Origin of the sequence: Ruminiclostridium hungatei, assembly GCF_002051585.1 — a bacterium.
Classification (GTDB): domain Bacteria; phylum Bacillota; class Clostridia; order Acetivibrionales; family DSM-1351; genus Ruminiclostridium; species Ruminiclostridium hungatei.
The window spans coordinates 67,295-82,084 of sequence record NZ_MZGX01000005.1; the positions used below are offsets into that span (position 1 = coordinate 67,295).

Genomic DNA, 14,790 nt, shown 5'->3' on the forward strand with positions numbered 1-14,790 from the left:
AGAAATCTGAAATGTGTGGAATTTGTGGGGTTTTTGACACGGATATGCAAAATAGGGGCATTTCTCAGGAGCTTATTAAGAAAATGACATCAAAGTTAGTCCATCGGGGCCCGGATGCCATGTGCAGCTTTGTTCGTCCTGATATAGCACTGGGGTTTACCCGCCTCAGCATAATTGATCTGGATGGAGGTATGCAGCCCTTATTAAATGAAGACGAGTCCCTTGTCCTTATTTGTAACGGAGAAATATTCAATTACAAAGAGTTGAGGGAGGAGTTGATATGCAAAGGGCATCGATTTAAGACCAATACGGACGTGGAAGTTATTTTGCATTTGTATGAGGAGTATCCGGATAATTTTCTGCTGAAACTTAATGGACAATTTGCTTTTATTATATTTGACTTAAAGAATATGTCAATGCTGTGTGCAAGGGATCATGCGGGAATAATCCCTTTTTTTTATACAATTTCTGAGGGAGTATTTTTGTTTGCCTCAGAAATCAAAGCTATATTGGAATATCCGGGTGTGAGAAGAGAGGTGGATTTAAAGGCTCTCGACCAACTGATGACTTTTCCGGGCATAGCTAACCCACGAACAATGTTTGCCGGAATATATAGTCTGCAATGTGGCAGCAGCCTGCTGGTAAAGCCGGGAAGGATACTGGAACAGAACTCCTTTTGGAGACTGGAATACCCGAAAGAAGATGAGATAGAGTATTCAAACGATGAAAATTATTATGTTGAAAAGCTTGATGCTTTACTTACGGCTGCAATAAAACGTCGGCTCCAGGCGGATGTTCCTGTGGGTTTTTATGTCAGCGGTGGTCTGGATTCCACCCTCATAGCATCCAAGGTTGCAGCCCTCTGTCCATCAGAAAGTAAGCATTCCTTTTCCATAGATTTTACCCATAAGGGTATATCAGAGAATAAATTTCAGGAAATTGCCGTCCAGCATGTGAAATCCCTTCACCATAGCAGGCTTTTTGGAACCGAAGACATATGCAGATATCTCACCAGAGCAGTTTATTATTCCGAAAGCGCTTTAAAAGAGACATATAATACATCCTCAATGGTGTTGTCTGAAATGGCCAGAGAAAATGGAATAAAGGTAATCTTGACAGGAGAAGGAGCCGATGAGCTTTTTGCAGGATATGTAGGTTATAAATTTGACCAGTTAAGAACTAAAAATCAACAAGAGGACGATTCAGAGGAACAGGAATTAAGAGGACTTATCTGGGGGGATAAGTCTTTTGTGTACGAAAGGAATTACGGGATATTTGAAAAAAGCAAGGGAAAAATTTATTCACCAGATATCAGGCAGATGCAGAATGTAATCTCATGTTTAAATCACAGGTTGATAGATAACAGTTTAATTGAATCCAGAAATATCATACATAAGCGTTCATTTATAGACTACTATTTAAGGCTGTCCAACCACCTCATTGCCGATCACGGTGACAGGATGTCCTATTCCAATTCTGTTGAGGCCAGATATCCCTTCCTCGACATAGACCTTATAAGCTTTGCAACCAGGATACCACCCCATTTAAAGCTTAAAAACATGAGTGAAAAGTACATACTTAAAAAAGTGGCACAACTTAACGGATTACCCCAGGAGATAATAAAAAGGCCTAAATTCTCTTTTGTCGCTCCTGGAAGTTCCAGCATTATAAAGCAAAACAAAGAGTTCGTAGAAGATATCCTATCTTATAACACGGTAAGGCGGCAGGGCTATTTTGATCCTGATACCGTGGAAGCTTTGAAGAAGCAATATATGAAAGAGGATTTCAGCTTGAATGTACCTTTTGAAAGTGACCTTCTGATAATATTGCTGACCTTCGGCATTTTCCTTAATGAGTTCAAAATGCCTGGACTCAAATAAGCAGATTATCCAATTACCAGGGAGATAGAATATGATTTATACCAATATACAAGGTGCACTGAAAGAAAGCTTCCGGAATGGGAGCAATAGAATAGCTATAGAGTATGGAGAGCAAGAATATACATATGCACAAGTTGACAGGGCATCTGATGAAATTGCCAAAAGTTTGCTGGAGTCGGGTGCATGCAAAAATTCCCATATTGGTGTTTTAACATATGACAGAAGTGTTTTGATAGCAACCGCCATAGCAATCTGGAAGGTGGCAGGCATATTCATACCCCTGGACCCCGAATATCCTCAAAGACGCTTGCAGCTCCTGGCTGAGACGGCAGATATCGAATACATAGTATGTGGCGGAAATTCTTTTCACCTGCCTGGCAACAGGGAAGAGAGAAAAATAAGGTATATGGAATTTGATGATAAAATTTTTCATGGAAAGGAAATTGAAACCTTCATTCCAGCTCTTGACTGTACCGGAGAAGAGCCCATATATATCTATTTTTCATCAGGAACCACTGATAAGCCAAAGGCTATAATCGGTTGCAATAAAAGCCTGATGCACTTTATCAACTGGGAGATAGAAACATTCCATATGGATGGGGATACCCGGGTAAGCCAGTTGACACCTCCCTGCCATGACCCCTTTCTGAGGGATGTATTTACCACACTTGTGGCCGGAGGAACAGTTTGTATTCCGGAGGGAAGGAAAGTGATATTATCACCCTTTGAACTGACCAGATGGGCGGATAAGTCGAGGATCAACATGATACACTGCACACCGGGAGTATTCCGCATACTTTGCAGGGGTGATCTGGACCGGAACGGGCTGCAGGAGCTCAGGCACGTTTTGCTTGCGGGTGAAAGGCTGTTATCTGGTGATTTAACTGCCTGGTATGCCAGGTTCGGCACCAGAATACAACTGGTAAATCTTTATGGACCAACGGAGACAACCTTGGCAAAGCTGGTTTATTTCATAACTCCTGATGACCTGGATAAAAATTACACACCCGTCGGAAAAGCTATGAAAGGGGCCGAAGCATTGATTCTGAACCCAGCTATGCAGGTCTGTAAATATGGAGAAATCGGCGAAATCCATATACGTACACCATATGGGACCTTAGGCTATTATAAAAATGAAGAATTAACACGGCAAAAATTTCTGAAAACCCCGACGGATAGCGATTCGGAAGCAGTCATTTATAAAACAGGCGATTTGGGCAGGCAGGCGCCGGATAATAATATTGAATTCGTAGGAAGGCTTGACAAGCAAGTTAAAATTCGTGGCTTCAGAGTCGAGATTGACGAAATAGAAGGAGCATTATCCAGATACCCCGGAGTAAGGATTTGTGTAGTTCATTTTTTCGAGCGCAGTTTTTCCGAAAGTGAAGGGTGTCTGGCTGCTTATTATGTTTCGGACGAGGTTCTTTCAAGAAATTCCATGCTGGAATATATGAAGGCTTTGCTTCCGGAATATATGGTTCCAGCTTATTACTGCCAAATGGATGCCATACCGCTGACAGCTAATGGGAAAACCGACTACGGCAAGCTGCCCGATCCCAGAAAAACCGTTATAAAAGAAGCTGTTTCAGAACCCAGCTCACTTGAGGAAAAATTGCTGGAGCTTTGGAGAGAAATACTTGAGATTGAGACTATCGGAACAGATGATGTTTTTATTGGGAGCGGAGGAGATTCAATGAAAATTATGCTGCTGGTTTCCAGAATATATACGGAATTCAATATGGAGCTGCCTCTCGAGCACATATTTGATGATTTGACAGTGGACAAGTTGGCCCGGCTTATAAAAGACGGCACATAAAGATAATTATGCTGGAATTTGCCGGAGGCGGCCAAAAAAGGTAATGACAATATTACAGGGGAGATAGAAAGTGTGGAATATAAACCTTGATAACCTGGAAGGGAACTTTTGCTTTGATAGCATGATACTGGCACTATTGAAGCATTATGGCCTGGAAAGTAAGCTCTACTTGCTGAAAAAATATTATTCTTCATATATATCAGGTTCAGGCCCACTAGCCGAAAGACTTAAAATAAGTGATGAAACTGTTTCAGCAAAAGTCTTGCGTGAACTGATAGGTGTCGAACTCAAATACCGTGGGAAAAAGGATATATCAGACATATATTCTTTTTTAATTTCCGAGCTGGAAAAGTACCCTGTGGGAGTATTCGCTGACCCATTTTACTGTAGCTGGACGCCGCTATATAAAAAAGCGCATTTCAATCATTATTTTCTTATACTGGATATTGACAGCAGAAGAAAACATTGTACCTGTGCAGATATTTACTATCCCGGCACAGGGCTTATAAGCATGCCCGTTGACGAATTGCTTGATCTGGGTAAATGGTTTGTAAGCTTTGAAGCAGGGCCGCCTCCTGAGTTGACAAAAGGGGAGGTATTCCGCTTTATGAATGAAACTTTATTTATAGGCCACGAGGAATCCATTAATGACGAGCGATTGTCGTTTATGAAGCTTTTGGAGGAAAAGTTTGAGCTTTCCTCTGAAATTGGGGATATAAGTAATGCCGATACCTCAAAGTTATTATTGAAGTTGAAAATAATAGCCGGAGATAAAAATGCTTTCATCCAAGGACTTCAATATGTTGAAAAAAAATTTGGGCTTTCAGGACTCGATAATGTATGCACGGATCTTTTGGCATCGGCAGATAAATTTGAATTTTTAAAAGGCTTTCTTATAAAAAGTACGATAAAGAACCGGCTGGATATGGATAAGCTGAAACAGATTATCAACAGTATCTATGACTTGGATATAAGCATTACAAATGCCATGCAGAAGATATTGAGCCGGAATGGTATCATTTGAATGTTTGTTTGTAAAGCTTGGAAATTATCGACTATGAGCTGCGAGGATGTCTTATGAATGGAAAAACAATTAATGTCTTTTTTGAGGAGCAGGTGAAAAAGACCCCTGACAGAATTGCTGTGGAAGATTGCGAGCAATTCCTTACATATAGCCAGCTTAATAAGAAATCCAACCAATTGGCCAGGGTACTGCTGGAAGAGGGTGTCAAAAATGAAGATATTGTGGCTGTTATCATGGAACGCAATATCAATATGATAATCAGTATTCTCGCAGTCATAAAAGCCGGTGCGGCATATCTGCCTGTAAATAAGGATTATCCCAGGGAACGGATAGGCTATATGCTGGAAAACAGCGGCACAAAGGTCAGCCTGGTATCCGGGACTGTTGATTTGCCCGATTGGCAAGGGAGCTGCATTGATGTCGGTACAATTGAGCTTGAAGGCGAGGATACCAATCTGAACTTGGGATTCCCCTCATCCAGCCTAGCTTACGTCATATACACCTCAGGCTCCACTGGTATGCCTAAAGGTGTTATGATTGAGCATCATTCCGTGATAAACAGGCTGGTGTGGATGCAAAACCAGTATAAAATATCGGAGCATGATATTTTGCTCCAAAAAACTCCATTCACATTTGATGTATCGGTTTGGGAAATTTTCTTATGGTTTTTTGCCGGTTCACGTTTGTTTCTGTACCAGCATGGACGTGAAAGCGATGTGGAGTGTCTGATAAAGACAATTGAAGAAAGGAATATTACAATCTGTCATTTTGTTCCGTCAATGCTGAATGTATTCTTGGAATATGCAGCCCATAAGAATTGCAGCAGCAGATTAAAAAGCTTGAAAAAGGTTTATGCCAGTGGTGAGGCACTGAGCTTTGCAGTAGTTGAAAAATTCGAGGAAGTGCTATACCGTACAAATCACACCGAACTGCATAATCTGTATGGACCCACTGAGGCCACGGTGGATGTAACCTATTTTGATTGTACCGCTTATAGCTGTGAAAAAAAGATAATACCAATAGGGCGTCCTATTTCAAACACGGACATATATATACTTGATGAGAACCAACGCCTTTGCCGCCCGGGTGATGCGGGGGAGATATATATTACCGGACAAGGTGTGGGCAGGGGATACATAAACAATCCAAAACTCACTGATGAAAGGTTTCTGGACAATCCCTTCTGCATCGGTGAGAGAATGTTCAGGTCGGGTGATTTGGGCAGGTGGAGCAATAATCAGGTTGAATATATCGGACGAATAGATAATCAGGTCAAAATCAGAGGTAACCGGGTTGAACTAGAAGAAATCGAATGCGTCCTCCAGCAGCATGAAGCGGTATTGCAGGCCATTGCCTGTATGATTGACAACAATGGTAGCATATATCTTACGGTTTTCTATAAAAGCAAAAAGCAATTGAACCCCTCAGAGGTAAAATCCCATTTGCTGAAAAAGTTGCCTGATTACATGATTCCTGATGAATTCGTAGAAACTGATACCTTTTTATATACATCCAGCGGGAAAATTGACAGAAGGGGAATGATAAATAATTACCTGTCCTCACACTGCGCCAAAACCCATGAATTACATGAGAATAAAGAGCCGGCGCCTGTAGAAAAAATCCTTCTGCTGCAAATGGAAAAGCTCCTGAACAGAGAGCTTATGCCGGAAATTGTCATGAATTCATCAATATCGGATATTGGCATTGATTCCATTATGTTTGTCACATTGATTATAAATTTGGAGGCAAGGTTCAATATTGAATTTGATGAAGATAAGCAGATAACCAGAGCTTTTCCCACAATAAGAGATATTTCGGAATATGTTAAATCGAAATTACCGTGAAAATATCAAATCCATATAAGGAGATTCTAAATTGGATGAAATAAATAAAAACCTGTACGATTGCTATTTCAGTTGCATAACCGATTTAAGCAATTATTACGGACAAAAGAATGATGACTATCTATTCATCGATTTCTTTACGTATCGTTACGAAAGAAAGAATCCAACCGTTGGAGAGAACCTTGCCATCCGCTGGATAAAAGATGACACAATGCCAATCAACAGCCAGTATGATTACCACATAGAGGATATACCCCCTGTCAGGGAGGAGTTGTCCGTTATAAAGCAGTTTATCAGCAGGGAAATGAAGGCAGCCAGGCCGGTTATAGTGTCATGTGATATATACGACTGTCCCTGGACGGATTACTATCACAAATATCACATTGGACATACTTATCTGGTTATGTCGGAGGATGAGGAGCACTACTTTTGCAAGGATCCATATTTTCAATTACAAAAATGTGTGCTGAGTAAGGAAGAACTTATCAATAAAGCCTTAAACTTAAGGTTCATACAGCTTCGTAATAAAAGTAAAAGTCTCTTGGACATAAAGGAATTGTTTTTACGGTATTTAAAGGGGATTGACACATCCGCCCTGCTTTCTGAAGGCCGTCTGTTTGCCGAGGATGTCTTTAACATGGATATCAAAAGAGAAATTGATATGGCTGATTTTTACACCAGTATTTTATTACGTAAATTAAAAAGTTTTTCCCGGTACAGAATATTGTATGCCTGGATGCTGACCAGATTTGACGCTGATTACAAAATCGGGCTGGAAGGTGAGATCAGTGATATAAACAGGTTAAGCGAGCTATGGGATAAATTTGCCATGTCTGTCTTAAAGACATTTATAACTGATACCTTTCAAATAAAAAGAGACGGGATTAACACCCTGATCGGGGAAATCTGCTCGTTGGAATATGAGATTATAAACAGGTTGATTGTGGCATTCTCAAAGTAATTACAACTGGAAAGGAAGTGTAATTAATGGTTTGTGAACTGATTAAAGATGCATTCGCCGGAAGTGAAAACAAAACAATAATTGAGTATGAAGATAAGAAAATCTCTTTTCGGGAATATCTGGAGCTTGTAGAAATACTGAAAAAAGGCTTTTGCCAATCCGGGTTAGGGCCTGATAACAGTGTAGCCGTTCTGTTGAAGAAAAGCTATCTTGGTTTTTTTTCCTTTAGTGCGTTGAGTGAAATGGGAAGTATCCAGCTAATGATGGACCCTAACCTTAGTGAGTATGAGTTGGAAAAACATTTAGGAGTTTTTTCTCCCGATTACTTTATTACAGATACCGCCATCAATATTAATGGGAAGCCGGCATCTTACAGCAGGCTAGAATACGGAACCGGCATCAAAGATGCTCCAATATTTATTTATAAGAATCAAAGCATGGATGGAAGCTGGAAAGGCCTGTGCAATCAAAAGGATTTAAAAGGCGCGGTCATATTTTTCTCATCGGGTTCCACAGACATGCCTAAAGCGGTTATCAGAACACAAGACAATATTTTAAAAGATGCCATAAATAATATAGAAACCTTCAGTATTGTCCCGGAAGATAAGGTGTTATGTGCTGCCTCGTTTTCGCATGTGTATGGATTTGGAAGCGGCAGTATTCCTTATTTTGCAAGTGGTGCCACAGTTAAGTTCATCAATCCCTTCACCACCATCAATAAGCTGCATAATGAATTGAATAATAACGGATATACGGTTTTTGTAGGATTGCCCATCCATTATAAATTACTGATGGATAACTGTGAGGACAAGTTGAACTTAAGAATTGCTTTTTCTGCCGGAGGGGCCATCAGCAGTGAGATAGTTAAAAACATATACGCCAAAACGGGCATAAGAATCAACAATATGTATGGAATGTCCGAACTGGGCGGCATTACCACGCTTTATGAAAATATTAGCGAAGATAATCTATTCAGCGTGGGAACGCCTCTGTCTAACGTGCAGGTAAGATTAGGCGAGAAAATAAACGATGAAGGTGACGAATATCCGCTGTTTGAGATATATGTAAAATCAAACACTATCTCTCCAGGTTATTACGATACAAATAAAAAAGGTATAACCGGAACAAGCCTGGAAGACGGCTGGTTCAATACAAATGACCTGGGATATATGACAGAGGATGGTTCTGTATATATAAAAAGCAGAAGGCAAAATATGATCAACACATCCGGCAAAAAAATCAACCCCTTGGAGATTGAAAGTGTCATATGCCAATTTCAGGGCATCCGGGAGGCTGTTGTAATTGGGAAAAAGGATGAAGAACGCGGCGAAGTGCCGGTTGCGTTTATTGTTGCGGAGCCATCGATAGACAAACAGGCTTTATTGTCATTTTGTTATACAAAGCTGCCAATGCACAAGATACCTAAAGAAGTTACCGTAATAGACGAACTGCCCAAAACAAAATCCGGAAAGGTAAAAAGACATGATGTGGGCAGGGTGGTTTAGTAAACAGGGTTGATAACCATACAAAACTTAAAAAAATCTAGGGAAAAGGAGGAGTAATATGGAGCAGATTAGCGAAAGAACGATTGGAATCATAAATGAAGTATTAAAAAAAAATGTAAAGCCCGGTGACAGTCTCCTGGATGCAAAAATTGATTCCATAAGCATGATACACATCCTGGTACAAATTGAAAAAGAGTTTAATATCGATTTGGAAGACGAGAATTTAATTTTTACAAGATATCAGTTTGTAGAAGATATTATAAACATGGTTTCGGAAAATACCAAAACGGCTTAATTCACAGCAAGGTATTTTTTCATGCACCAAACCGGTGGTTGTTAAAGTCCGGGAACTTTATAAAAATACATAAAATGGAGGTAATAACTTGAACATTATCAGTGAGGAAAGACTGATTGAATTAATCGGTCAATATATCAAAGAGGGTATGACTGTAACTATGGAAAGCAGTTTAGAGGATTTGGGGTTTGACTCCTACAAATTTGTCAAGCTCGTTATTGACATAGAAGAAGAGTATGGTATGGAATTTACGGATGATGACTTGTCTTATAAAAAATTCGACAAAGTAAAATATTTATATGAACACATATGTTCGTAGGAGTAGGTGAAAATGCGGTTTAATAATGCATCACAGGAAGATAACAATTCAGTCTTGTCTTTTCAGCCATTTTCAAAGCCGAGAGATAGCAATATTGAAGTGGATAGTATCATACGACATGATATAGATGTATATATACATATCCCCTTTTGTGAAAAAAGGTGCTTTTTCTGTTCTATTGATACAGATTTACATTTTACCGGTATGGATATGGAAGCCTATATTCAGGCGCTGAAGAGGGAAATTGAATATTATGAGGATTTATTCAGACTCTGCAATATCCAATGTATCCATTTTGGCGGCGGAACGCCTTCGCTGCTTTCGGCGCATCAAATCCTCGAAATAGTAATGGCGTTTAGCCGGTTTAAAAACGATATAAATGATATTGAGATTGTATTTGAATCCAATCCGTTGTCATTAACTCCTGAAAAGCTGAATTTGCTTTCGTCGTTGGGTAATGTCTCATTGAATATAGGCATACAGACATTTGACAGCCACGTATTGAAAACCATCAACCGCGGATACAATTTCAAGCAGGTTTACGACTTGATTGACAATTTGGCTGGAAAACCGTTTAATTCTATCGGCATTGATCTTATTTGCAATTTACCCATGTCAAATCTGGATACAACCATAAGGGACATTGATATCACGAAAGAATTGGGTATTAACCATGTTTCACTTTATCCTTTGAGAATAGAGCCCAATTCTGTATTCTATGATAATTATATAAAGTATCAGGATAATTTTTTGAATTCGGCTGATCAAAAGCACATATTGGAGGAAGCCCAGAAGTATCTTGTGGATTGCGGCTTTGAGCAGTACATGCTGTACCACTTCATCAGTCAGAAAAAGCGTGCGTACCAATACAGCGCAAATCAGGTATCCGGCGGAGAGTGGATTGGATTAGGCGCAGGAGCATATAGCTATTACAGAAATCATGTAATAGCCAATGTTGATAATATTGGTGAATACATACAAAACTGTTCGGAAAGGGGCTCCTGCTCCAAACTGATTGAAAAGCTTGACGGAACCGGGCAGTTGGTCAGGGAATTTCTATATAGCCTTAGAGGGAAAAAGCTTGAAAAGCTTTACTACAGGAATAAATACGGAAGTAAGAAATACGAAATCCTGCTTGAGCTGTTTGAAGGACTAATTAGAGATGGATATGCAACAGATAGGGGCAGCTTCTTCGAATTAACCATGGAAGGAATATTCGGACTTGCGGATATAGAAAAGAAACTTGTTAACAGTAATTTATAAAAAACTGGGGGTTTACTATGAAAAAAATTGATTATGATTCATTTTTAGCAAGAATATATGATGATTCACCTTCCTTTGGAAAAGTAAAGATAAATAACCTGGAAAGGATGAATGCATTTTATATGGAGGGCGCCAAGCTATGCGAGGGACCGGTGCTGGAATTCGGAACTGCCACCGGCATGCTGACAATTCAACTGGCCCGGGAGGGATATAAGGTTCATAGCGTTGATATTTCTCCATATATGCACGAGGTGGTTCGAGAGAAGATTGAAAAAGAGGAAAAGCATGTTTCTGACAACATAACGCTTATTCTTGGGGATGCTTTGGAGTACAGGCATAGCGAATTATACAATATGATCGCCATCCCGGATGGTCTCTTTCTGGCCATAGCAGACCAGGAACAGCAATTGACGCTGCTGCATAACTGCAACAGAAATCTGAATAAGGGCGGCAGGCTATATCTGGATATATTCCAGCCTATGGAAAAAATCATATATGACAGAAAGCTTAGTGAGTGTACCAGATTCAGAACAAAAAACGGTGAACTTTATTTAATGACTACAAATTATACAGTTGACCCTTACCCTCAGATTCAGTACTGTAATTTTGTCTATGCAAAGATGAATAAAGGCAAAGCCATAGAAGAATTCAAGGTAAATATCGTATATAGGTATGTATATCACAGTGAATTGGAATTAATGCTCAAGCATTGCGGTTTCAAGGTCATTGAAATTGATACTGCCTATATAGATAACAGAGGGTTTGCCGTTATTGCAGAAAAAATATAAAAATTATACTTGAATGAGAAGCTTGTGGTGAAATATGTGTAAACCAGAAAATAAAAATGTATATTCAGCCGGATCAGGTTCAAATGATAATACTAGTGGTATGGAGTTCTCAGATGAGTTTCAGGCTGTTTTGCCCCTCTCACCTGTACAGCAGGGCATGCTGTACCACTATATGCTCCGCAAGGACAGGGCCTATCTTGAACAGGCTGTCTGCCTGGTGGAAGGAGAGCTTGACCTTGAAATACTGGAATACACTGTTAACAGGCTCATTGAAGAGAATGAAATATTGAGGACAATATATGATTATTCTCAACCTGACAGTCCGCGGCAGATTCTTTTAAGGAAAAGACTTATCAAACTGGAGATGATCGACCTGTCCGGCATGGAAGACCAGAAGAACCGGATTAATGTATTTATAGAAAATGATGCAGACAGAAATATAGATCTTACAAGGGAAACCTTCAGAATTGCGGTTATGAAGCTGGGTGAAAGCAGATACAAAATGGTTTGTACCTATCATCACATCATTATGGATGCCTGGTCTATAAAACAACTTGAAAAATTATTTTTTTCAACTTATTACAGCCGCATGAAAAACCTTGTACATAACAATACCAACTACCAGTACAGTTCATACCTGGAATGGATAGCAAGACAGGATTATGAAAAGGCAAGAGAGTACTGGAGTCTCTATCTCAAAGAGGCTTCAGCTCCGATTTATCAGGAGCAATTGTCTGAAAAGACAGAAATTACTTCTATCAATATTGATATATCTGAATACCCGGATAGAATTATCAGGGATATAGCCTTATGCGGAAAGGTGACTTATAATACGGTTATACTTGCGGCATGGGGAATTTTTGTGCTTAAAAACTACTATAAAAGTGATGCTGTTATTGGCTGTGTAGTATCGGGCAGAATGATTGATGTCAAAAATGTAGAAAAAATCTGCGGCTTGTTCGTAAACACTGTGCCTGTTCTTATTCCCGGCAATTTGAGCTTTATTGAACTGCTGAAAAAAATACAGGGTGACATTCTCAAGTCGTCCAAATTCAGCTATTTGTCATTGGGAGAAATAATGTCCTGTGCCAATCTGAAGACAAATGATAACTTTATGGTCATAAATTTCAATATAGATTCGGAGGAGCTGATTGCTCCTTATGAGGATTTTCCATTTGTAATCAAGGATATTTACTACAGGGAACTGGCAAATTATGAGTTGTATCTGGATGTGAAAAAAAAGCAGGAAACATGTTCCATTAATATTAACTATAACCGGCATAAATTTTATTTCGATGCCGGGGATTTGAGGGACGAAATTACCGGAATACTTGAATATATGAAAAATCAACTATTTTCATCTGTACAGGATTTTATATCAACAGGCAACAATTCTGATTTTATAGCAGCGGATGTAGAATTTAACTTTGAATAGATACAGGAGTGGTAACTTTGAACGGTGAAAGAATCGACTGTCTCCTGATTGGGAACAATCAGATGGTTTTCAGTGAATACGTGGATAATATTAAAAAAATGGGCGTTGGATCAGGTGCATACCGTGACTTGAATTTAAGCTTTATAGAGTCGGACGGGAAAGCCTGTTCATTAAGCGATTTATATAACAGGCAATTTCCTGCCAATGTGCATGGGTTGTTGAATTATAACAATATTTTCAGCGCCACTGTCGGATACCTGGGGACATTTCTGCATCGTAAGGGCTTATCTTTCGATTTTATAAACTCTTTTCAGGAAGAAAAGGAATATTTGGCAGATATGCTTGTACAAAGAAAGGTTATGGCCATTGCCATAACTACTACATATTATGTTTCCGTACTTCCAATCCTGGAGATAATGGATTTTATAAAAGCCAGGAATACGCATGTGAAAATTATCCTGGGAGGTCCGTTCATAGCCAATCAGATAAAATCGCTTGATCAGCCTTCCACGTATTATCTTCTGAAACAGATAGGGGCGGATTTCTATATAAACAGCTCTCAGGGTGAGCTCGCTTTGACAAAGCTGCTTTATGCAATAAAAAACAACACCTCCTGCAATAACATTGATAATGTGATATACAGGGAGGCTGATTCATATATTTCCAATAAAATCAGCCGTGAGGAGAATGACCTTAAGAGCAACCTGGTGGACTGGAATCTTTTTAAAAACCTGGGAAAGAGAATGGTTTCAGTAAGAACAGCCATATCCTGCCCTTTTTCCTGTGCTTTTTGCGGTTTTCCCCATAATGCAGGAGAATATACTTATATTGCTCCTGAATATATCTGCAGTGAACTTGATCTGATTGATATGCAGCCTCATATAAACAGTGTGAATTTCATCGATGATACATTTAATGTACCTGTAAATAGATTTAAAGAAATCCTGAGATTATTCATAGACAAAAAATATAAGTTTAAATGGAATAGTCATTTCAGATGCCAATATGCTGACGAGGAGACTATTTTACTTATGAAGGAAGCCGGCTGCGAAGGCGTTTTTCTGGGTATAGAATCCGGGAGTCAGAGGATTCTGGAAAATATGAATAAAAAGACTTCAATTGAAGCCTATTACAGGGGTATCGAGCTGCTTAAGAAATACGGCATAATTTCATATGCATCGTTTATTGTGGGCTTCCCCGGTGAGACAGATGAGACTGTGAAAGATACTATTAATTTTATTGAAACGGCTAAGCCTGACTTTTACAGAACCCAGTTGTGGTATTATGATCTGATGACACCCATACATGAACTGAAAGATAAATATAAGCTCAGGAATTCGCAGTTCGAGTGGACCCACTCTACCATGAATGCAAAAGAGGCGGCAGATTGGATTGACTATATTTTTCTCAATGTAAGGAATTCAATCTGGCTGCCTCAAAATGATTTTGATTATCCTGGGCTTTTCAACCTCTTAAGCAGAGGTTGGCCCATCTCTGAAGTAAAGGCATATATTACGTCCTTTAATGAACTGGTAAGACAAAAATTTGAAGGTTCATATAAGACTTCTCGCAGCATTGAAGACAACGGGGCTGACGATGACAGTTTTGCAGGCAGCCTGTCCGGACTGGATGCGGAGTTTGACTTTTAGAATGTAAACGG

12 protein-coding genes are annotated in these 14,790 nt (G+C 39.4%); all 12 read left to right on the forward strand.

Translation table 11 applies throughout. The features are described from left to right. The first annotated feature begins 11 nt into the window (after positions 1–11). The 12 genes from asnB (at position 12) to CLHUN_RS05065 (ending at position 14,779) form a co-directional block, all read left to right on the forward strand. Positions 12–1,880 (forward strand): asparagine synthase (glutamine-hydrolyzing), encoded by a 1,869-nt coding sequence (asnB, locus tag CLHUN_RS05010; protein WP_080063476.1) that lies wholly within the window; start codon positions 12–14, stop codon positions 1,878–1,880. Positions 1,881–1,911: 31 nt separating this feature from the next. Then, on the forward strand, positions 1,912–3,696 hold the full coding sequence (locus CLHUN_RS05015) for a non-ribosomal peptide synthetase (protein ID WP_080063477.1): 1,785 nt from the start codon (positions 1,912–1,914) through the stop codon (positions 3,694–3,696). 70 nt (positions 3,697–3,766) lie between these two features. After that, on the forward strand, positions 3,767–4,720 hold the full coding sequence (locus tag CLHUN_RS05020) for a cysteine peptidase family C39 domain-containing protein (protein ID WP_080063478.1): 954 nt from the start codon (positions 3,767–3,769) through the stop codon (positions 4,718–4,720). A gap of 53 nt (positions 4,721–4,773) precedes the next feature. Then, positions 4,774–6,564, forward strand: coding sequence for a non-ribosomal peptide synthetase (locus tag CLHUN_RS05025; RefSeq protein WP_080063479.1), 1,791 nt, complete (start codon positions 4,774–4,776; stop codon positions 6,562–6,564). A 31-nt stretch (positions 6,565–6,595) separates the two neighbouring features. Next, positions 6,596–7,525, forward strand: a complete 930-nt coding sequence (locus tag CLHUN_RS05030; protein ID WP_080063480.1) for a hypothetical protein — start codon at positions 6,596–6,598, stop codon at positions 7,523–7,525. A gap of 26 nt (positions 7,526–7,551) precedes the next feature. Further along, positions 7,552–9,030, forward strand: coding sequence for a class I adenylate-forming enzyme family protein (locus CLHUN_RS05035; protein WP_080063481.1), 1,479 nt, complete (start codon positions 7,552–7,554; stop codon positions 9,028–9,030). Between the two features lie 58 nt (positions 9,031–9,088). Beyond that, complete coding sequence (locus tag CLHUN_RS05040; RefSeq protein ID WP_080063482.1) at positions 9,089–9,325, forward strand: acyl carrier protein; 237 nt, start codon at positions 9,089–9,091, stop codon at positions 9,323–9,325. Between the two features lie 88 nt (positions 9,326–9,413). Beyond that, entirely contained in the window at positions 9,414–9,644 is a 231-nt protein-coding gene (locus CLHUN_RS05045; RefSeq protein WP_080063483.1) for an acyl carrier protein, read from the forward strand. 12 nt (positions 9,645–9,656) lie between these two features. Further along, on the forward strand, positions 9,657–10,907 hold the full coding sequence (locus tag CLHUN_RS05050) for a coproporphyrinogen-III oxidase family protein (RefSeq protein WP_080063484.1): 1,251 nt from the start codon (positions 9,657–9,659) through the stop codon (positions 10,905–10,907). Positions 10,908–10,924: 17 nt separating this feature from the next. Then, positions 10,925–11,695, forward strand: coding sequence for an SAM-dependent methyltransferase (locus tag CLHUN_RS05055; RefSeq protein WP_080063485.1), 771 nt, complete (start codon positions 10,925–10,927; stop codon positions 11,693–11,695). 34 nt (positions 11,696–11,729) lie between these two features. Further along, on the forward strand, positions 11,730–13,130 hold the full coding sequence (locus CLHUN_RS05060; RefSeq protein WP_080063486.1) for a condensation domain-containing protein: 1,401 nt from the start codon (positions 11,730–11,732) through the stop codon (positions 13,128–13,130). A 17-nt stretch (positions 13,131–13,147) separates the two neighbouring features. After that, a complete protein-coding gene (locus CLHUN_RS05065) occupies positions 13,148–14,779 on the forward strand; it encodes a PhpK family radical SAM P-methyltransferase (protein ID WP_080063487.1) in 1,632 nt (543 codons plus the stop codon). Positions 14,780–14,790 lie beyond the last annotated feature (11 nt).